The 17,777-nt window shown below is 67.5% G+C and carries 26 protein-coding genes and 1 pseudogene; 5 read left to right on the forward strand and 22 right to left on the reverse strand.

Annotation, left to right across the window (positions count from 1 at the left end):
• Positions 1-28 precede the first annotated feature (28 nt).
• From rplR to AB0F70_RS03670, 18 genes and pseudogenes are all read right to left on the reverse strand, one after another.
• Entirely contained in the window at positions 29-400 is a 372-nt protein-coding gene (gene rplR / locus AB0F70_RS03585; protein ID WP_274993158.1) for a 50S ribosomal protein L18, read from the reverse strand.
• A gap of 2 nt (positions 401-402) precedes the next feature.
• On the reverse strand, positions 403-939 hold the full coding sequence (gene rplF, locus AB0F70_RS03590; protein ID WP_357443701.1) for a 50S ribosomal protein L6: 537 nt from the start codon (positions 937-939) through the stop codon (positions 403-405).
• A gap of 21 nt (positions 940-960) precedes the next feature.
• Positions 961-1,359, reverse strand: a complete 399-nt coding sequence (rpsH, locus tag AB0F70_RS03595; RefSeq protein WP_357443703.1) for a 30S ribosomal protein S8 — start codon at positions 1,357-1,359, stop codon at positions 961-963.
• Between the two features lie 73 nt (positions 1,360-1,432).
• Complete coding sequence (locus AB0F70_RS03600) at positions 1,433-1,618, reverse strand: type Z 30S ribosomal protein S14 (RefSeq protein WP_021480434.1); 186 nt, start codon at positions 1,616-1,618, stop codon at positions 1,433-1,435.
• Position 1,619: 1 nt separating this feature from the next.
• Positions 1,620-2,192 carry a 50S ribosomal protein L5 gene (gene rplE / locus AB0F70_RS03605; RefSeq protein ID WP_357443706.1) on the reverse strand — a complete coding sequence of 191 codons (573 nt, stop codon included), beginning with the start codon at positions 2,190-2,192 and terminating at the stop codon, positions 1,620-1,622.
• Positions 2,192-2,533 (reverse strand): 50S ribosomal protein L24, encoded by a 342-nt coding sequence (gene rplX, locus AB0F70_RS03610; protein WP_116673595.1) that lies wholly within the window; start codon positions 2,531-2,533, stop codon positions 2,192-2,194. The genes rplE and rplX overlap by 1 nt, the downstream gene beginning before the upstream one ends.
• A 2-nt stretch (positions 2,534-2,535) precedes the next feature.
• Positions 2,536-2,904: a 50S ribosomal protein L14 gene (rplN, locus tag AB0F70_RS03615; RefSeq protein ID WP_020016123.1), complete on the reverse strand. Its 369-nt coding sequence runs from the start codon at positions 2,902-2,904 to the stop codon at positions 2,536-2,538.
• A gap of 137 nt (positions 2,905-3,041) precedes the next feature.
• Complete coding sequence (gene rpsQ, locus AB0F70_RS03620) at positions 3,042-3,329, reverse strand: 30S ribosomal protein S17 (protein WP_357443709.1); 288 nt, start codon at positions 3,327-3,329, stop codon at positions 3,042-3,044.
• A 4-nt stretch (positions 3,330-3,333) separates the two neighbouring features.
• Positions 3,334-3,573: a 50S ribosomal protein L29 gene (gene rpmC / locus AB0F70_RS03625; protein WP_116673593.1), complete on the reverse strand. Its 240-nt coding sequence runs from the start codon at positions 3,571-3,573 to the stop codon at positions 3,334-3,336.
• Position 3,574: 1 nt separating this feature from the next.
• Positions 3,575-3,991 (reverse strand): 50S ribosomal protein L16, encoded by a 417-nt coding sequence (gene rplP, locus AB0F70_RS03630; protein ID WP_108492297.1) that lies wholly within the window; start codon positions 3,989-3,991, stop codon positions 3,575-3,577.
• Between the two features lie 2 nt (positions 3,992-3,993).
• A complete protein-coding gene (gene rpsC / locus AB0F70_RS03635) occupies positions 3,994-4,848 on the reverse strand; it encodes a 30S ribosomal protein S3 (RefSeq protein ID WP_116673592.1) in 855 nt (284 codons plus the stop codon).
• A complete protein-coding gene (gene rplV / locus AB0F70_RS03640) occupies positions 4,848-5,207 on the reverse strand; it encodes a 50S ribosomal protein L22 (RefSeq protein WP_116673591.1) in 360 nt (119 codons plus the stop codon). Before rplV ends, rpsC begins: the two co-directional genes overlap by 1 nt.
• 67 nt (positions 5,208-5,274) lie before the next feature.
• Positions 5,275-5,556 (reverse strand): 30S ribosomal protein S19, encoded by a 282-nt coding sequence (rpsS, locus tag AB0F70_RS03645; protein WP_253869175.1) that lies wholly within the window; start codon positions 5,554-5,556, stop codon positions 5,275-5,277.
• Positions 5,557-5,570: 14 nt separating this feature from the next.
• Complete coding sequence (gene rplB / locus AB0F70_RS03650) at positions 5,571-6,407, reverse strand: 50S ribosomal protein L2 (RefSeq protein WP_116673589.1); 837 nt, start codon at positions 6,405-6,407, stop codon at positions 5,571-5,573.
• Between the two features lie 31 nt (positions 6,408-6,438).
• Positions 6,439-6,648, reverse strand: a pseudogene (locus tag AB0F70_RS03655) (50S ribosomal protein L23); the annotation flags it as partial.
• Positions 6,599-7,543 carry a succinate--CoA ligase subunit alpha gene (gene sucD, locus AB0F70_RS03660; protein WP_357443713.1) on the reverse strand — a complete coding sequence of 315 codons (945 nt, stop codon included), beginning with the start codon at positions 7,541-7,543 and terminating at the stop codon, positions 6,599-6,601. The gene sucD and the pseudogene AB0F70_RS03655, both read right to left, overlap by 50 nt.
• A 39-nt stretch (positions 7,544-7,582) precedes the next feature.
• A complete protein-coding gene (gene sucC / locus AB0F70_RS03665; protein ID WP_357443715.1) occupies positions 7,583-8,749 on the reverse strand; it encodes an ADP-forming succinate--CoA ligase subunit beta in 1,167 nt (388 codons plus the stop codon).
• A 199-nt stretch (positions 8,750-8,948) separates the two neighbouring features.
• Complete coding sequence (locus tag AB0F70_RS03670; protein WP_357443717.1) at positions 8,949-10,013, reverse strand: PHB depolymerase family esterase; 1,065 nt, start codon at positions 10,011-10,013, stop codon at positions 8,949-8,951.
• 130 nt (positions 10,014-10,143) lie between these two features.
• On the opposite strand from AB0F70_RS03670, the gene AB0F70_RS03675 reads away from it, so the two are divergent.
• Together AB0F70_RS03675 and AB0F70_RS03680 are read left to right on the forward strand one after the other, a co-directional pair.
• Complete coding sequence (locus AB0F70_RS03675) at positions 10,144-10,353, forward strand: helix-turn-helix domain-containing protein (protein ID WP_357443719.1); 210 nt, start codon at positions 10,144-10,146, stop codon at positions 10,351-10,353.
• Positions 10,353-10,895, forward strand: coding sequence for a Clp protease N-terminal domain-containing protein (locus AB0F70_RS03680; protein WP_357443721.1), 543 nt, complete (start codon positions 10,353-10,355; stop codon positions 10,893-10,895). Before AB0F70_RS03675 ends, AB0F70_RS03680 begins: the two co-directional genes overlap by 1 nt.
• 197 nt (positions 10,896-11,092) lie before the next feature.
• On the opposite strand, the gene AB0F70_RS03685 is transcribed toward AB0F70_RS03680, so the two are convergent.
• From AB0F70_RS03685 to AB0F70_RS03695, 3 genes are all read right to left on the reverse strand, one after another.
• Positions 11,093-11,611, reverse strand: coding sequence for a hypothetical protein (locus tag AB0F70_RS03685; RefSeq protein WP_357443723.1), 519 nt, complete (start codon positions 11,609-11,611; stop codon positions 11,093-11,095).
• Between the two features lie 82 nt (positions 11,612-11,693).
• Positions 11,694-12,119 carry a hypothetical protein gene (locus AB0F70_RS03690; protein ID WP_357443725.1) on the reverse strand — a complete coding sequence of 142 codons (426 nt, stop codon included), beginning with the start codon at positions 12,117-12,119 and terminating at the stop codon, positions 11,694-11,696.
• Between the two features lie 154 nt (positions 12,120-12,273).
• Entirely contained in the window at positions 12,274-14,172 is a 1,899-nt protein-coding gene (locus AB0F70_RS03695; protein ID WP_357443727.1) for an alpha/beta hydrolase, read from the reverse strand.
• A gap of 181 nt (positions 14,173-14,353) precedes the next feature.
• Here AB0F70_RS03695 and AB0F70_RS03700 point away from each other — a divergent pair, with 181 nt between their 5' ends.
• The 3 genes from AB0F70_RS03700 to AB0F70_RS03710 are packed head-to-tail and all read left to right on the forward strand — an operon-like array spanning position 14,354 to position 16,445.
• The gene (locus tag AB0F70_RS03700; protein ID WP_357443729.1) at positions 14,354-15,106 is read left to right on the forward strand and encodes a hypothetical protein; all 753 of its coding nucleotides are present in this window, start codon (positions 14,354-14,356) and stop codon (positions 15,104-15,106) included.
• Positions 15,103-15,726, forward strand: coding sequence for a hypothetical protein (locus AB0F70_RS03705; RefSeq protein ID WP_357443731.1), 624 nt, complete (start codon positions 15,103-15,105; stop codon positions 15,724-15,726). Before AB0F70_RS03700 ends, AB0F70_RS03705 begins: the two co-directional genes overlap by 4 nt.
• Entirely contained in the window at positions 15,723-16,445 is a 723-nt protein-coding gene (locus AB0F70_RS03710; protein WP_357443733.1) for a hypothetical protein, read from the forward strand. Before AB0F70_RS03705 ends, AB0F70_RS03710 begins: the two co-directional genes overlap by 4 nt.
• On the opposite strand, the gene AB0F70_RS03715 is transcribed toward AB0F70_RS03710, so the two are convergent.
• The gene (locus AB0F70_RS03715) at positions 16,387-17,721 is read right to left on the reverse strand and encodes a hypothetical protein (RefSeq protein WP_357443735.1); all 1,335 of its coding nucleotides are present in this window, start codon (positions 17,719-17,721) and stop codon (positions 16,387-16,389) included. The genes AB0F70_RS03710 and AB0F70_RS03715 overlap by 59 nt on opposite strands.
• Positions 17,722-17,777 lie beyond the last annotated feature (56 nt).

Genomic DNA, 17,777 nt, shown 5'->3' on the forward strand with positions numbered 1-17,777 from the left:
AGAGTCCTCTTCTTCCGTGCGTTGGTCATCACAGGGCCAGACCGCCCTCGCGGGCGCCGTCAGCCACTGCAGCGACGCGACCGTGGTACTTGTTGCCGCCGCGGTCGAACACGACGGTGTCGACGCCGACAGCCTTGGCACGCTCGGCGACGAGCTCGCCGATCTTGCGGGCCTTGGCCGTCTTGTCGCCGTCGAACGCACGCAGGTCGGCCTCGAGGGTCGACGCAGACGCGACGGTCTTGCCCACGCTGTCGTCCACGACCTGCGCCACCATGTGGCGCGAGGAACGGGTGACGACGAGACGCGGACGAACGGCGGTGCCAGCGATCTTCTTGCGCAGGCGAAGGTGGCGACGCTGACGAGCGACGGACTTGCCCTTACCCAGGATCTTGATAGCCATCGTCACTTACCAGCCTTTCCGACCTTGCGGCGGACGTTCTCGCCGGCGTAACGCACGCCCTTGCCCTTGTAAGGCTCGGGCTTGCGGATCTTGCGAATGTTCGCTGCGACCTCGCCGACCTGCTGCTTGTCGATGCCCGCGACCGAGAACTTGGTGGGGCTCTCGACTGCGAACGTGACGCCTGCAGGCGGTTCGATGACAACAGGGTGGCTGAAGCCGAGCGCGAACTCCAGGCTCGAGCCCTTCGCCACGACACGGTAACCAGTACCGACGATCTCGAGCTTCTTCTCGTAGCCCTGCGTCACACCGATGATCATGTTGGCGATCAGGGTGCGGGTCAGGCCGTGCAGCGCACGGGAGTTCCGCTCGTCGTCAGGACGCGACACCACGAGCTGGGCGTCCTCCTGAGCGACATTGATGGGTGCGGGCACGTTGTGCTCGAGAGAACCCTTGGGGCCCTTCACGGTCACGAGCGCGCCGCTGACAGTGATGTCCACGCCGGCTGGGACCGGAACGGGAAGCTTGCCGATTCGAGACATTGGCGTTTTCTCCTTTCCGGATTACCAGACGTAGGCGAGGACTTCGCCGCCGACGCCCTTGGCCTGTGCCTGACGGTCGGTGAGGAGGCCGGAGGACGTGGACAGAATCGCCACGCCCAGGCCGCCGAGCACCTTGGGCAGATCGGTGGACTTGCGGTAGACACGCAGACCGGGCTTCGAGATGCGGCGCACGCCCGCCAGGGCGCGCTCCCGGTTCTGGCCGTACTTCAGCTCGAGCGTGAGGGTCTTGCCCACCTGGGCGTCCTCCACGTTCCAGCCGACGATGTAGCCCTCGGCCTGCAGGATCTCAGCGATGTGCGTCTTCAGCTTCGACGACGGCATGGAAACCGTGTCGTGGTGCGCCGAGTTCGCGTTACGCAGACGGGTCAGCATGTCTGCGATCGGGTCGGTCATAGTCATCGGGCTCTTGCCCTTCCTCGCCGGGGTATCCGAACGGCCTCTAGGGGCCGGACAGACCTACGGCGTAGTTGTGTTACCAGCTGCTCTTGGTGACGCCCGGAAGCTCGCCACGGTGGGCCATCTCCCGGACGCAGATGCGGCACAGGCCGAACTTGCGGTAAACGGAGTGCGGGCGACCGCACTTCTGGCACCGGGTGTAGGCGCGAACCGCGAACTTCGGCTTGGCGGCCGCCTTGTTGATCAGGGCCTTCTTCGCCATGTCAGTTCTCCTTGAAGGGGAAGCCGAGACGGCGCAGCAGAGAGCGGCCCTCGTCGTCGGTCGTCGCCGTCGTCACGACCGTGATGTCCATACCGCGGACCCGGTCGATCTTGTCCTGGTCGATCTCGTGGAACATCGACTGCTCCGTGAGACCGAAGGTGTAGTTGCCGTGCCCGTCGAACTGCTTGGGCGACAGACCACGGAAGTCGCGGATACGCGGCAGGGCGGTCGCCAGCAGGCGGTCCAGGAACTCCCACATGCGGTCACCGCGAAGCGTGACGTGCGCACCGATCGGCATGCCCTCGCGCAGCTTGAACTGTGCGATGGACTTACGAGCCTTGGTGACCTGCGGCTTCTGACCGGTGATCGCCGAGAGGTCCTTGATGGCACCCTCGATGAGCTTCGAGTCCTTGGCCGCGTCGCCCACACCCATGTTCACGACGATCTTCGTGAGACCGCCGGCCTGGTGCAGGTTCTTGTGGCCGAACTCTTCGATCAGCGCCGGGAGGATCTCCTCGCGGTACTTCTGCTTGAGGCGCGGCAGGGCCGGGGCCTCGATGGTCGTCTCGGTCATCAGATGTCCTTCCCGGAGCGCTTCGCAACGCGGATCCGGACGGTCTTGGTACGACCGTCGCGCTCCACCTGCTCCTCGCGGTACCCGACGCGGGTGCCCTTCTTGGTCTCCGGGTCGACGATCATCACGTTGCTCACGTGGATCGGCGCCTCGACCGTCTCGATGCCACCGGTGCGGGCGCCGCGCTGCGACTGACCCACCTTGGTGTGCTTCGTGACTCGCTGAACACCCTCGACCACGAGGCGGTCGGAGTCCTTGAGGACCTCGAGCACGCGGCCGGTCTTGCCCTTGTCACGACCCGAGATCACGATGACCTGGTCGCCCTTCTTGATCTTCGCCATGTTCAGAGCACCTCCGGTGCCAGCGAGATGATCTTCATGAACCGCTTGTCACGCAGCTCGCGGCCCACCGGGCCGAAGATGCGGGTTCCACGAGGCTCGCCGTCGTTCTTGAGGATGACGGCGGCGTTCTCGTCGAACTTGATGTAGGAACCGTCTGGACGACGGCGCTCCTTGGCGGTCCGGACGACGACAGCCTTGATGACGTCGCCCTTCTTCACGTTGCCGCCCGGGATCGCGTCCTTGACGGTGGCGACGATGGTGTCGCCGATTCCGGCGTAGCGACGGCCCGAGCCACCGAGAACGCGGATGCAGAGAATCTCCTTGGCACCCGTGTTGTCGGCGACCCGAAGTCGCGACTCCTGCTGGATCATTTGAATGAACTCCTGTCGTCGAACTGGTTCTCGCGCGGACTGCTTCCGGCGAGCCTGGTCGAACGGATAGTTGCTGTGCTAGGCCGGGACGGCACGCGTACGTGTGTCACGCACCGCCCCTGCCGATGTAGAAGTCCTTACTTGGCCTTCTCGAGGATCTCCACCAGGCGGAACCGCTTGGTAGCGGACAGCGGGCGGGTCTCCATGATGACGACCAGGTCGCCGATGCCGGCGCTGTTCTGCTCGTCGTGTGCCTTGACCTTGGTCGTGCGACGGATGACCTTGGCGTAGAGGGGGTGCTTAACCCGGTCCTCGACCTCGATCACGATGGTCTTGTCCATCTTGTCGCTGACCACGTAGCCACGGCGCACCTTACGCGTCGCGCGCTGGGCCTCGGGGGCCTCAGGCGTCGTCTTCTCGCTCATTGCCTCACTCACTCACGCTCGGAGCCGTACGGATGCCGAGCTCGCGCTCACGCAGGATCGTGTAGATCCGAGCGATGTCGCGACGGACGGCCTTGAGACGACCGTGGCTCTCGAGCTGGCCGGTCGCCGACTGGAAGCGGAGGTTGAAAAGCTCCTCCTTGGCTTCCTTCAGCTTGGCGACGAGGGTCTCGTCGTCCATGCCATCCAGATCGATGGGGGCAAGCCCCTGCGTACCGATAGCCATATCAGACACCACCCTCGCGCACCACGAAACGGCACTTCATCGGGAGCTTGTGCATCGCGCGGCGCATGGCCTCACGTGCAAGGGACTCGTCAACACCGGCCAGTTCGAAGAGAATCCGGCCGGGCTTGACGTTGGCGACCCACCACTCCGGAGAACCCTTACCGGAACCCATGCGGGTCTCGGCAGGCTTCTTCGTCAGCGGACGGTCAGGGTAGATGTTGATCCACACCTTGCCGCCACGCTTGATGTGGCGAGTCATTGCGATACGCGCCGCCTCGATCTGGCGGTTGGTGACGTACGCCGGCTCCAGAGCCTGGATGCCGAAGTCGCCGAACGCGATCTGGGTGCCACCCTTTGCCGCACCGGAGCGCGACGGGTGGTGCTGCTTGCGGTGCTTGACCCTGCGCGGGATCAGCATGGTCAGGCCTCCGTTCCGGTCTCAGCGGCCGGAGCAGCAGCTGCCTCAGCCGCGGGGGCTGCCTCAGTGCTGCGCTCGGCCGGACGCTCGTTACGACGTCCGCCACCACCGCGACGGTCGCCACCGCGCTCGCCACCGCGCTCGCCACGCTCAGGACGGTCGCCACGACCGCGACCCGCGCGGGGTGCGGCAGTAGCCTGCTGAGCGGCGAACTCCTTCTCGGTGACCTCGCCCTTGTAGATCCACACCTTGACGCCGATACGGCCGAACGTGGTGCGGGCCTCGTAGAAGCCGTAGTCGATGTACGCCCGGAGGGTGTGCAGGGGCACGCGGCCCTCGCGGTAGAACTCCGAACGGCTCATCTCGGCGCCGCCGAGGCGGCCGGCGACCTGCACGCGGATACCCTTCGCGCCGGCACGCTGGGCGGACTGCATGCCCTTGCGCATCGCACGACGGAAGGAGACACGGCTGGCCAGCTGCTCGGCAATGCCCTGAGCAACGAGCTGCGCGTCGATCTCCGCGTTCTTGACCTCGAGGATGTTGAGCTGAACCTGCTTGCCCGTGAGCTTCTCGAGCTCACCGCGGATGCGGTCGGCCTCAGCACCTCGACGACCGATCACGATGCCCGGACGTGCCGTGTGGATGTCCACGCGGACACGGTCGCGGGTGCGCTCGATCTCAACCTTGGAGATACCCGCACGCTCGAGGCCAGTGCCCATGAGCTTGCGGATCTGAACGTCCTCACGGACGTAGTCGCGGTACCGCTGACCAGGCTTGGTGCTGTCGGCGAACCAACGCGACCGGTGGTCAGTCGTAATACCCAGGCGGTACCCGTGCGGGTGAACCTTCTGTCCCACTATCGGGCCCCTTCCTTATCGGCGAGCACCACGGTGATGTGGCTGGTGCGCTTAAGAATGCGCGTAGCACGTCCCTGAGCCCGAGGCCGGAACCGCTTGAGCGTCGGCCCCTCGTCCACGAACGCGGCGGAGACGACCAGGTCGCCCTCGTCGAAGCGCTCGCTCGCGCGGTCGGCCTTCACCCGAGCGTTCGCGATCGCGCTCTCCACGACCTTGCGGATCGGCTCACTGGCGGCCTGCGGTGCGAACTTCAGCACCGCGACGGCCTCAGAGGCCTGCTTGCCACGGATGAGGTCCACGACGCGCCGGGCCTTCTGGGGCGTGACACGGACGAACCGCGCCTGCGCCTTGGCTTCCATTGCTGTCCTGCTTCCTTTTCTCAGACAGTCCAGATCATCGCTGCTGTGACGGGGAGAATCCCACGTCTCAGCGGCGACGACCCTTCCTGTCGTCCTTCACGTGGCCGCGGAAGGTCCGCGTGGGAGCGAACTCGCCGAGCTTGTGGCCGACCATCGACTCGGTCACGAAGACCGGGACGTGCTTGCGACCGTCGTGCACGGCAAAGGTGTGACCGAGAAAGTCGGGCGTGACAACCGACCGACGGGACCAGGTCTTGATAACTGTCTTGGTCCCCTTCTCGTTCTGGACGTCCACCTTCTTCTGGAGGTGTCCGTCTACGAAGGGGCCCTTCTTCAGGCTACGAGGCATGTTTCAGGCTCCTATCAGCGCTTCTTGCCGGTACGACGGCGACGGACGATCATCCGGTCGCTCGACTTGTTCGGACGGCGGGTACGACCCTCGGCCTGGCCCCAAGGGCTGACCGGGTGACGTCCGCCGGACGTCTTGCCTTCACCACCACCGTGGGGGTGGTCCACCGGGTTCATGGCGACACCACGGACGGTCGGGCGCTTGCCCTTCCAGCGCATGCGGCCGGCCTTGCCCCAGTTGATGTTCGACTGCTCGGCGTTGCCGACCTCGCCCACCGTCGCGCGGCAGCGGAGGTCGACCATCCGGATCTCGCCGGACGGCATGCGCAGCTGCGCATAGGGGCCGTCCTTGGCAACGAGCTGCACGGACGCACCAGCCGAACGAGCGATCTTCGCACCGCCGCCGGGCCGAAGCTCGATGGCGTGGATGACCGTACCGGTCGGGATGTTGCGCAGCGGCAGGTTGTTGCCGGGCTTGATGTCAGCACCCGCACCAGCCTCGATGCGGTCACCCTGCGACAGCTTGTTCGGCGCGATGATGTAGCGCTTCTCGCCGTCCGCGTAGTGCAGGAGCGCGATGCGCGCCGTGCGGTTGGGGTCGTACTCGATGTGAGCGACCTTCGCGGGCACGCCGTCCTTGTCATGACGACGGAAGTCGATGACGCGGTAGGCGCGCTTGTGGCCGCCACCCTTGTGACGTGTCGTGATACGACCGGTGTTGTTACGACCACCGGTCTTGCTCAGCGGGCGGATCAGCGACTTCTCGGGCTGCGAGCGCGTGATCTCGACAAAGTCGGCAACGCTGGAGCCGCGGCGGCCGGGCGTAGTCGGCTTGTACTTACGGATTCCCATGGAAACCTGTCCTCAATCGTCTCTCGTCAGCTCAGCCGACCGGACCGCCGAAGATGTCGATCGTGCCCTCGCGGAGGGTGACGATCGCACGCTTCGTGTCCTTACGCTTGCCGAGGCCAAAACGCGTGCGACGCGTCTTGCCCTTGCGGTTCATCGTGTTCACCGACGCGACCTTGACGCTGAAGACCTTCTCAATAGCGATCTTGATCTCGGTCTTGTTCGCGCTCGGGTCGACGATGAAGGAGGGACTGCAGGACCTCGCGCATGAGGTCAGCGGTCTCGGTAGGCGTCTTGCCGACCTTGACGCCGACGGCCTCGAGGGCCTCCTTCTTCGCGGCGGCGGTACCGGCCGAGCCGGACACGATCGCGCCGGCGTGGCCCATCGTCTTGCCCTCGGGGGCGGTGAAGCCCGCGACGTAGCCGACGACCGGCTTGGTGACGTGCGCCTTGATGTACTCGGCGGCACGCTCTTCGGCGTCGCCGCCGATCTCGCCGATCATCACTATCGCCTTGGTCTCCGGGTCGTTCTCGAAGGCCTCGAGCGCGTCGATGTGCGTGGTGCCGACGATCGGGTCGCCGCCGATGCCGATGGCGGTCGAGAAGCCGAGGTCCTTCAGCTCGTACATCATCTGGTAGGTCAGCGTGCCCGACTTCGACACGAGACCGATCGGGCCCTTGCCCGTGATGGTGTGCGGCGTGATGCCGGCCAGCGACTCGCCGGGCGTGATGATGCCGGGGCAGTTCGGCCCGATCATCCGGGTCTCCTTGCCCTGCAGGTAGGCCCACACCTCGGCGGTGTCCTGCACGGGCACGCCCTCGGTGATGACCACGAGCAGGCCGATGCCCGCATCGATGGCCTCGATGGCTGCGTCCTTGGTGAAGGCCGGCGGCACGAAGACGACGGAGACGTCCGCGCCGGTCTCGGCCATGGCCTCCTTGACGGTGCCGAACACCGGGAGGGTGACGTCGGCACCCGAGGCGTCCTTGTGCTGCACCGTGGTGCCGGCCTTGCGAGCGTTCACGCCGCCGACGATCGTCGCGCCGGAGTCGAGCATGAGGGCGGTGTGCTTGGCACCCATGCCGCCCGTGATGCCCTGGACGATGATCTTCGAGTCCTGGTTCAGGTAGATAGACATTGTCTCGTTGTCTCTGCTTTCGAAGTCTTCAGCGGGCGGTCAGGCGTTGGCCAGCTCGGCAGCCTTGTCGGCGCCGCCGTCCATGGTGTCGGCAAGGGTGACGAGCGGGTGGTTGCGCTCGGCGAGGATCTGACGGCCCAGCTCGACGTTGTTGCCGTCGAGGCGGACGACCAGCGGCTTGGTCGCGGCGTCGCCCAGCAGGTCGAGCGCGCCGACGATGCCGTTCGCTACCTCGTCGCAGGCGGTGATCCCGCCGAAGACGTTCACGAACACTGCCTTGACCTGCTCGTCCCCGAGGATGACGTCGAGACCGTTCGCCATGACCTTGGCGTTCGCGCCGCCGCCGATGTCGAGGAAGTTGGCGGGCTTCACGCCGCCGTGCTTCTCACCGGCGTACGCGACCACGTCGAGCGTCGACATGACCAGGCCGGCGCCGTTGCCGATGATGCCGACCTCACCGTCGAGCTTGACGTAGTTGAGGTCGTTCTCCTTGGCCTTCGCCTCGAGCGGGTCGGCAGCTGCCGTGTCCTCGAGCTCCGCGTGGTCCGCGTGGCGGAAGCCGGCGTTCTCGTCGAGCGTGACCTTGCCGTCGAGGGCGACGATCTCGCCGTCCTCGGTCTTGACCAAGGGGTTCACCTCGACCAGCGTGGCGTCCTCGGCCTTGAACACGGTCCAGAGGCCGCGGATGACCTCGGCGACCTTGCCCTTGATGTCGTCGGCGAAGCCCGCGGCGTCCACGATCTCCGCGGCCTTGGCCTCGTCGATGCCGACGGCCGGGTCGACGGCGATGCGGGCCAGCGCCTCAGGGCGCTCGACGGCCAGCTGCTCGATCTCCATACCGCCCTCGACGGAGCACATCGCGAGGTAGTTGCGGTTCGACCGGTCCAGGAGCACGGAGAAGTAGAACTCCTCGGCGATCTTGGCGCCCTGCGCCACCATCACGCGGTGCACGGTGTGACCCTTGATGTCCATGCCGAGGATCTCGCCGGCCTTCTCAGCGGTCTCTTCGGGCGAGTGGGCCAGCTTGACGCCGCCCGCCTTGCCACGACCACCGGTCTTGACCTGGGCCTTCACGACGACAGTTCCGCCGCCCAGCTTCTCGGCGCCTTCGCGAGCCTCTTCGGGGGTCGTCGCGACAACCCCACCAAGCACGGGCACGCCGTGCTTCTCGAAGATGTCGCGCGCCTGGTATTCGAACAGGTCCACCCTGCTGCGTCCTTCCATCGGGATGCGGCCCTCGGACGTCGTTGTCGCCCGGAGCCCGGCTGAAGCGATGTCTCGACGTCAAGACATCCCCGTACAGCGTAGCCCTGGATCGCCGGTGCTTCCGAACGAAGCGGCGTTATTCCGGGGCCGGCAGGAGGTGGAGTCGCGGCTCGGCAGCGCGGCGACGAGCGCGGTCCGGTCACCTGCGGTAGTGGGTGAAGAACTCCCAGATGAGCTCGGTTGCAGACACTTCCTGTGTGGCGCTGCTGTCGTTGCCCCCGGGCCAGCTGTGCGTGCCGCCTGCGACCTTGTAGAACACGACGTCGGCCCGCCCGCGGCATGTGGTGTACGTCTCCCTGGTGACGTGCTCCGTGACCGGTTCGACGCTCGGTCCGGTCGTGCAACCGTTCATCCGCGCCCACGACTGCACGGCGAGCTGGGTCGTGTAACCCCAGCGCTTGTCGCTGTTGCCCTGGTAGGGGTTCACGGTGTCCGCGTCGCCGTGGAAGGTGATGACCGGCACGCTGCGCGCGGGGGCGCACGACTGGAGCTCGACGGCGGCCGGGTCGTCGGGCGAGGGCCGGCCCGCGCGCAGTCCCGCGACCGGCGCGATGGCCGCGACCTTGTCCGGGCGGGCGCACGCGTACGCCGACGCCATCCGGGCGCCGCCGGAGTGGCCCGTCGCGTAGACCCGGCGCGGATCGGCACAGCCGAGGCCCACCAGCTCGTCGATCACGGCGGTGAGGAACTCGACGTCGTCGCGCGTGCCCGGCGGCGGGTACGCGCCGGCCGTCGTCGGCACGCCGGGCACGTTCCAGAAGAAGACCTGGCCGGGGTTCGGGTCGGCGACCGGGATGGCGCCGTCGGGCGCCACCGTGACGAACCCTTCCGCGTCGGCGGTCAGGTCGAGGTCGTTGTACGCGGAGATCGACTCCGCGTTGCCGTTGCTGGGGTGCAGGTTGAGCACCAGCGGCCGGGCGCCGGTCCCGCGGGCGGCGTCTGCGGCGCCGTCGGGCACGTGCACCCGGACGGGATAGGCGACGCCGTCGAGCTCGACGTCGACCTGGCTCGTGCCCGCGGGCACCGCGCAGCCCCTGCCGGGTCGCCCGGTCGTGGCGCCGTCGGACGTGGACGTGCTGGTGATCTCGGGGCCTTTGACCTGGTCGGTGCCGCTGGTCATGGCCGCGTAGGCCGGACCTGCCATGACCGCGCCGAGCGCGGTGAGCGCGGCGATCCCGCGGCCCAGGAAACGAGTGCTGTGCATGAACGACTCCCTTGTCGTGATGCGTCCGGCGGGCGGACGCCCGACACCCCCTGGCACCGGCGCGTCGAGGCTATCCGGCAGATCGTCAACTTGGGTTGACACTCCGCAATCCGTCAACCATAGTTGACACATGAGCCAGCAAGCACTCGTCGCAGCCGCCGCCGGGGACGACCCCGCCGACGGACTGCGCGCCGTCCGCGCCCTGCGCGAGCTGGCCGACCGTCTCGAGGCGCTCCAGGTGGAGCGTGCGCGGCGGCTCGGCTGGTCGTGGCAGGACATCGCCGGTGCGCTCGGCGTCTCCCGCCAGGCAGTCCACAAGAAGCACAACAGGAGGATCTGATGTTCGAGACGTTCACGAAGGACGCCCGCTCCGCCGTCGTCGACGCCCAGCTCGTCGCCCGTGCCGCGCACAGCGACCAGATCGACACCCGACACCTGCTCGTCGCGCTCGCCGAGTGCGACGGACCCGCCCGTACCGCCATGACCGACGGCGGTGTGGACGTGGCGGAGCTCGTGGCCCGCACACGCACGAACATCGAGGCGGGCGACGCCCTCGACCCGGCCGCGCTCGCCGCCGTCGGCATCGACCTCGACGAGGTCACGCGGCGCACCGAGGAGACCTTCGGCGCGGGCGCGCTGACCCGCGCCGGCCGCATCCTGCGCGGGCGCCGCAAGCACATCCCGTTCACCGCGGACGCGAAGAAGTCGCTGGAGCTAGCGCTCCGCGAGGCGATCCGCCTGGGCTCCAAGGAGATCCACGGCGGGCACCTCCTGCTCGGGCTGACGCGTGCGGAGTCCCCGGCCCGCCGCATCCTGTCCGACGCCGGCGCGGACGTCGAGCGGGTCCGTCACCTCGCGGAGGGCGGCAGCGCGGCGGCGTGACGCGCCGTGACTGGCGTGCAACCGACCGAACTCATCGACTTCGGTCGGTTGCCCCGAGATCGGTCCTTCGATTGACCGATCTCAGGGCAATGGACCGATCTCATCTGCAGCGCGAGTTCATCCTCGTCAGGCGCGGGTCCTCGCCGCTGGGACTGTGTGCCGCTCGCGCGTTGGAGGCAATGCAGCACTAGGGCAAGCTATGAGCGGTTCGTCGACGGGCTGACGACTGAAACTGAGAGGTTCTGCGGAGCAGGCGGCTCCTTGATCATGAACGCCAGCTCGACGTACCAGCCCTCACCCAGATCGTCAGACTTCCTGAACCCGTGCTGGGCTTTCTCGACGCCCCCGCGAGGTTCGTCGGCGGTCCATCCGTCCTCTTCGAGGACCTTGGTCATGCGCTCGGCGGCTTGTTCCGGGGTCAGTTCCGCGTCGGCCGCAAGTTCGATAGATGCATCCCACTGCCAGTACCGCCAGCCGGTCGGGTCCTCATCGTTGACTTCGGCGTTCTCCCAGCGCAGTTCCCCACCGGCATAGTCGTCCTGGTAGCGGGCCACGCCGTCGATCGTCGCAGTCAGCGACTGCCCGATCTGTTCGGAGCGCTCCTGAAGTTGTGCAACTGTCACGTCGCTCCTTGAGCTACATGCAGTGGTCAGGGTCACGGTCAGCGCAATCAGGCCCGCCATCACAGCGGTCCTGGACTTGTTGGACTGCTGCATCGCTCCTCGCCATCCGCTTTGACTCCGCTGTCCAAGGTGACGACCGGCCCCTGTCTCTTGGCGATCGACGTTGTCGGGCACGCTACGGACGGTTGGTGGAGGGACTGACGACCGTCACGAAGAGGTTCTGAGGATCCGGCGGAGGGTCCTTCCAGTACGTGATCTCGACTGACCAGCCCTCACCCAGGTCGTCAGACTTGTGAAACCCGAGGCGGTCACTACCCGTATCTACCGCCGGCTCGCCAGCGGTCCACCCGTCCTCTTCCAGGACCTTGATCATGCGATCCGCAGCCTGTTCCGGAGTCAGCTCCGCGTCGGCTGCAAGTTCGATAGATGCGTCCCACTGCCAGTACCTCAAACCGGTTGGGTCCTCGTCGTTGACTTCGGCGTTCTCCCATCGCAGTTCCCCACCGGCATAGTCGTCCTGGTAGCGGGCGACGCCGTCGATCGTCGCGGTCAGCGACTGCCCGATCTGTTCGGAGCGCTCCTGAAGTTGTGCAACCGTCACGTCGCTCCTCGAGGTACATGCAGTGGTCAGGGTCATGGTCAGCGCAATCAGGCCCGCCAAGACAAGGCGCGACCGTCGCCTGCTCGCGGGTGTCCCGTACGCGTCCAAAGTTCCTGTGGGCGATGGCATCGGCCAGCTCCGTTTCCCTGTGTGATCACTCGACATCGACGTACCTCGGCACGTAGCCCTCGACGTCGATCCCGTCGATGTTGTACAACTTTCCGCCTGCCACGAGGACCTCGTCGCCCGCGTACACCTCGACGCGTGTGCCGGTGAAGACACCGACGATGTTGTTGAACGAGGTCGAACCCCTGGTATAGACGGCGGAGTGACTCTCAAAGACACCGGTGGACTCGATGTCGCCCTCGCTCCGGTTCGTGGGGTTGAGGTAGCCGGTCTCCAGACGCGTCACCTCGGGATCGCGCAACGCGGAGGCGCCGTGTCCAAGCTCGCCCGCGTCCGCACCCTGGATCAGGCCGACGACACTGTCGCGTCGGGCCATCTGCGTGTAGTGCGGAACATCCTTGGTGTACGGGAAGTCCTGCACCGAGGTGTTGTCGTTACCCAACCCCGCACCGGCGACGTACATGACGCGGTCCACCCTCAGCCCCTCGCTCTCGGCGATGCCGAGCGCGGCGCTCCCGTAGGAGTGCGCCTCGGCCGTCAGTGTCGAGTCCGGGTGCACATCGATCGCGTGGATGAAGTCAAGCAGCTTGGGCCCTAGATCACGCGAGTAGCTCGCGCTCGCCGCCTCCGGGATGTTCTGCGGAAACTCACCGCCGGCCCACGCGAATACCGCTGTCGATCCGGCGCTCTTGATGCGGTTCGCCGCGTCGTACAGGTTGTACACGTCGGTGTCGATCTCGTTGAAGTCGTCCATCCGGGTCGTGGTACCCGGTATGTGGACAGCGACGTTGTCTACCCAGTCGGGCACGTCACCGTTCTCGTCGTACGGTCCCCGATAGGTCGCGATTGATGAGCTGGTCGGGTCGAAAGCCACCAGCTCGACGCTGTCACGATAGGTCTTCCGACCGTTCTCGTCGTACTCGTTCTGCTTCTTGTCGAGACCCCGGTACTGCTCGTAGGAGTCGATCGCGGCCTGCAGCCGGTTGACCTCGCTTGCCAGCCTCAGGTCCGGCACGTACTGCCCACGCGCGCTGCTGAACCGGCTGGCCATCGCCGCGATCGACAGTTCCTTCTCGATCCGCGCCTTCTCGGCTTCCAGCCGGTTGATCTCCGTCGCGAGATTGATCCGGTTGGCATCGGCACGGAACTTGACCGGCACCCCGTTCAGGTTCCCGATCACCATCGGCAGCGCCGCCACCAACGCCGTGCGTTGCTCCGCGGTCAGGGTGTCCCACCACTCCCGCACCTCCGAGGCCGACCCGTCCAGGATCGCCCGGGTCGGCGCGAACGGCGCCACGCTCGGCGAACCCACCGGCGACCACGCGCCGGTGGAGGAGAACAGACCCGTGCCCCCCGTCAGGGCCGGACCCAGCCCGCTGACCACCGGAGCGATCTGCTCGTCCAGCGCTCTGATCCGCTCCGCGCACCGTTGCTCGGCCTCACCGATCACCGCGAACACCCGCTGCGCCCGGGCTATGAGATCGCGGTTCTGGTCGACCGTGTCCAGCTCCTGCAGCTGCATAGTGGTCACCCCGCCCGGGTTCGCGGCCCGCACCCTTGCCCGGAACGTCGCCGCTTCCACCTCGACGTTGGCCAGCCGCTGCTTGACCGCACCGACCTCGTCGACGTAGTCGTCCAGATACCGGGCCGCGTCCAGGAACCGCTCCTGCTCGCGCAGCGCCGCACCAAGCTCGGGGTCCATCACCCGATACAGATCACCGGCCTCAGGGGCCTGGTAGTCCTCGGGCAACCGGGACCACGCCGAGTGGACGCCCTGGACGCTCTCCGCGACCCGCTGCCCCGTCGACCGCGAGAACCGGGCCTGTTCCTCGGCCCACTCGAGACCCAAGGCGTTGGACTCCTTCGGGAACAGCGACGGATCGATCAACCCGCTCGCATCCGTCACCAGCACGACGTCCGCCGCCACCCGACACCCCCATGTCCACGCCGCTCGCTGCCGCTGGAGCCTACCTATCGAAATCCGGCATGTACACGAATACCCGGCTCCGCCGAGGGCGACAAGGACTGCAGTCGCCGGTTGAGCAGACGCTCGGCGTCGGTGGACTTTCGCCCATTTGGCCCGCAATGCACCGCTACGATCGTGCGCCATGAAGCATGCTCGCAATGGCGGCCCCGATGTGGCATTCCGGCTCGGCCGACGCCTGATCGCCGCCGTCGCCGACGACATGTCGACAGTGCAGCGCGTAGTGGCCGGCGTGGTCGCCGCGCTCGTCGGCATCTCCCCGTTCGGGGCCTGGAACGAGGTGGAGGCGAAGGCCGACCCGATCGTGGCCGGGACGCCGGTCGAGGTGGGCCCGTTCGAGGTCACCATCGTCAAGGCAGCCACTGCCGACGAGCTCGCCTACCTCGTGCCCGCGCCGGGTAACCACCTGCTCGCGGTCGTCGCGGACGTCACCAACACCGGTGAGGTGCCGGAGTACACCAACACGTTCGCCCGGGCGATACCGGCGCCCAAGGACGCGGGGATCATTCCCGAGAAGCCGATCGAGGATCTGGCTGCCGACCCGTCGGCGGCCCCGTCCGCGAGTGCCGCGCCCGAGGAACCCGAAGAACCCGAGGAGCCCAAGCTCCCCACCGCGACGGTGTTCAACGTCGAGGACGGGACCGAGTTCACCTTCCTCAACCCTGATGTCACCTACCGGGTTGCGCTGATCTGGGAGCAGAGCGGCGACTACGCGGAGAAGACGGTGCCGCTCGAGATGGTGGAGCTGGAGTGGGTGGAGGACGACCCGCAGGGTCTTGACGACGGGCACTGGTTCCCGAACGAGGTCATCTTCCAGGGGCAGATCCCGCTCAATCCCCCCAAGCCCGCGGCCGACGCCGAGGCGGCGCAGCAGTGAGGCACGGGCGGCGGCGGATCACGTGGAAGGGCACGGCGCTCGTCGTCGGCGCGGTCGCAGCGGCCTGCACGCTGGTGACGTACGTACCGCAGGACACGCTCATAGTGGAGACGCCGTTCGTCGTCGAGGGTGCGGTCGGCGAGACGCTCGACCTCACGTATGCGGAGCTCACGGTGACCGACGTCCGGATCGCCGACACGGTGACCAGCTTCTCCGAGGCGGCTGCCGCGGGCGGCACGTTCGTAGTGGTGGACGCGACCTGGCGGGCCACGCAGGGCGCGACGGCGTTCAGCGGCGCCGAGATCACCGACGCGGAGGGCCGCCGGTTCTGGCCCACCAACCAGGCCGACTGCGAGAGCATCGTCAACGCCCAGCCGGGCTATTCGTGGCGGGTGAGCTATTGCTTCGACGTCCCGAAGGAAGCGCTGGCCGGCGCGACCGTGCGGCTCGCGCGCGGCGACCAGAAGGAGGAGCACGCGGGTCAGCGGCGCGACGCCGTCGCGGTGATCGACCTCGGCATCTCTCGCGAGGAGGCGGACACGCTGTGGGAGGCGACCGAGACCGTGACGACCGAGCCGCCGGGGTATCCCGTGGCGACCACAGGAGGTAGCGAGGGATGACGACTCTGGTGACCCCGGCGGCGTCAGACCCGGGCCAGAACATGCCCCTGGGAATGGCGCCGAGCCTGCGTCCGGGCATGCTGCCCGGGATGATCCCGCCCAACACCCCGGTTCCCGCGCGACGCAAGGGCTGGTGGCGGCGCAACGCCGTCTGGCTCGTGCTGCTGCCGGTGGCGATCGCGACGGCGGCGGGCGCGTCGTCGTTCCGGGTGTGGGCGTTCTGGTGGCCCGTCGGCCTGCATCTCGAGGTGGACCGGGCAGCGGCGGGCGGGACCGCGCACCTGGCGGACGAGTACCTGGACATGGGGTTCGACGTCCCGGAACGGGCGAACACCACCGTGCAGCGCGAGATCGCGGCGACCGTCACGGGCGTCGAGCAGGTGGACCAGCTGCCTCCGCCCGCGTACGGCGACCCAGTCCTGATCCCCGACGGGTCGGTCGCGTACGAGGTGCGGATGCACTTCGCGGCCGAGCTGCAGACCGACGTCTCCGGGTGCCAGATCATCCTCGTCGCCGAGGACGGCACGCGGTACGGGGAGTCGGCGTCGGACGTCCTGGGCAGCTCCAACCGCTGCTCCGCGCCCGACGCCGAGGGCTTCATCAGCGAGCAGCCGGAATGGGACGTCACGTCCTACGTGCTCGCCGACCCGGACGCGGAGATCACGCAGGTACGGCTGGCCTTCGGTGGCCCTGAGTACGTGACGATCGGCCTGCCGTAGCCGCGTCCTCCTCGCGGATCACCAGGCCGCGTTCGACCAGCGCCTCGACGGTCGACGCGATCAGCGCGGCCGCCAGGGCCAGCGAGAGCGCCAGTCCTGCCCCTGCCTCCAGAGGGCTGAAGGCGATCCAGGTGTCGGTCTCGACCGGGCCCGTCACGGCGCGCACGAGCCAGCCGAGCGCGAAGGGCACCCGCATGATCACGAGGTAGCCCAGGCAGAACACGAGCATCGGGCCGAGGCCCCCCTCCACGATCATCTTCAGGCCGTTCCCCAGGGCGGAGAACCGGGCCCGCAGGTCCTCGGTGAGCGACTCGAGGAGCGAGCGCAGCCCGGCCGGGAGCCACGTCATCCGGTCGAGCCACCGGTGCTCGGTCGACGGCGGTTCCATCAGCTTGTGCCCGAGCACGACGGCGCCTATCGCGAGCCAGGCCACGGGCGCGACCAGGACGACGTCGAGCGACTCGAAGACCGTCACCATCCCGTCGCTGACGAAGGTCGCGGCCTCGTTGCCCGCCTCCCCCACCGTCTCCTGTGCGGCACCGACGGTGCCGACGGCCGCCGCCACCAGCTGCCGTTCGGTCGCCTCGTGCCAGAGACCCAGCTCGATGGTCTCGATCTGGCCGGCGATCTGGCTGGTCCAGTAGATCTCGAGGCATCCACCGAGCACGGCGATGCCGAGGAACTGCAGCTTGCCCTCCAGCCGGCCGAGCAGCCAGCGCAGCACGAACGCGCACACCACGATCAGGATGAGCGTCCAGCCGGACCAGACGCCGAGCCTGGACGCGAAGTCGATGCCCTGAGCTGTCCAGAAGTCGTTGAACAGCTCGTCGGCAGCCGCCTCGTTGATGAACCGGTCCCGGTCGGCGTCCATGAGGCCCTCTACCTCGTAGACCACCAGGAACGGCACGAGCACCGACAGGGCGACGTCGATGAGCCGCCGCTCGCGCTTCTCCGACGGCATCATCGGGGCGCTGCGCGTCGGGAGCATCCCGGGGATCTGGCCGGGGGCCCAGCCCGTGCGGCCGCGTGCAGGGACGGGCTCCGGGCTCAGGTGCGGCAGGGACTGCCTGCAGACCCACAGCATCCCGATGACCGGCATCAGGTAGCCGAGCGGGCTCACGATCAGCAGCAGCTGCGCCACGAACGAGTTCCACTGGCTCAGCTCGACGGCACCCCACATGGCGCCGTTCCGTACGGCGACGCCGAGCAGGCCGAGCGTCAACAGCGCGGGCCAGTGCGCGACGAAAAGTCGGCCGGCGGAGACCAGGATCCTCATGGCGACACATAGTGTCCTAAAGCAGTACGTATGCGCCAAGCCGGCTCACGCCCGGC

Source organism: Promicromonospora sp. NPDC023805 (assembly GCF_040639635.1).
Taxonomy (GTDB): domain Bacteria; phylum Actinomycetota; class Actinomycetes; order Actinomycetales; family Cellulomonadaceae; genus Promicromonospora.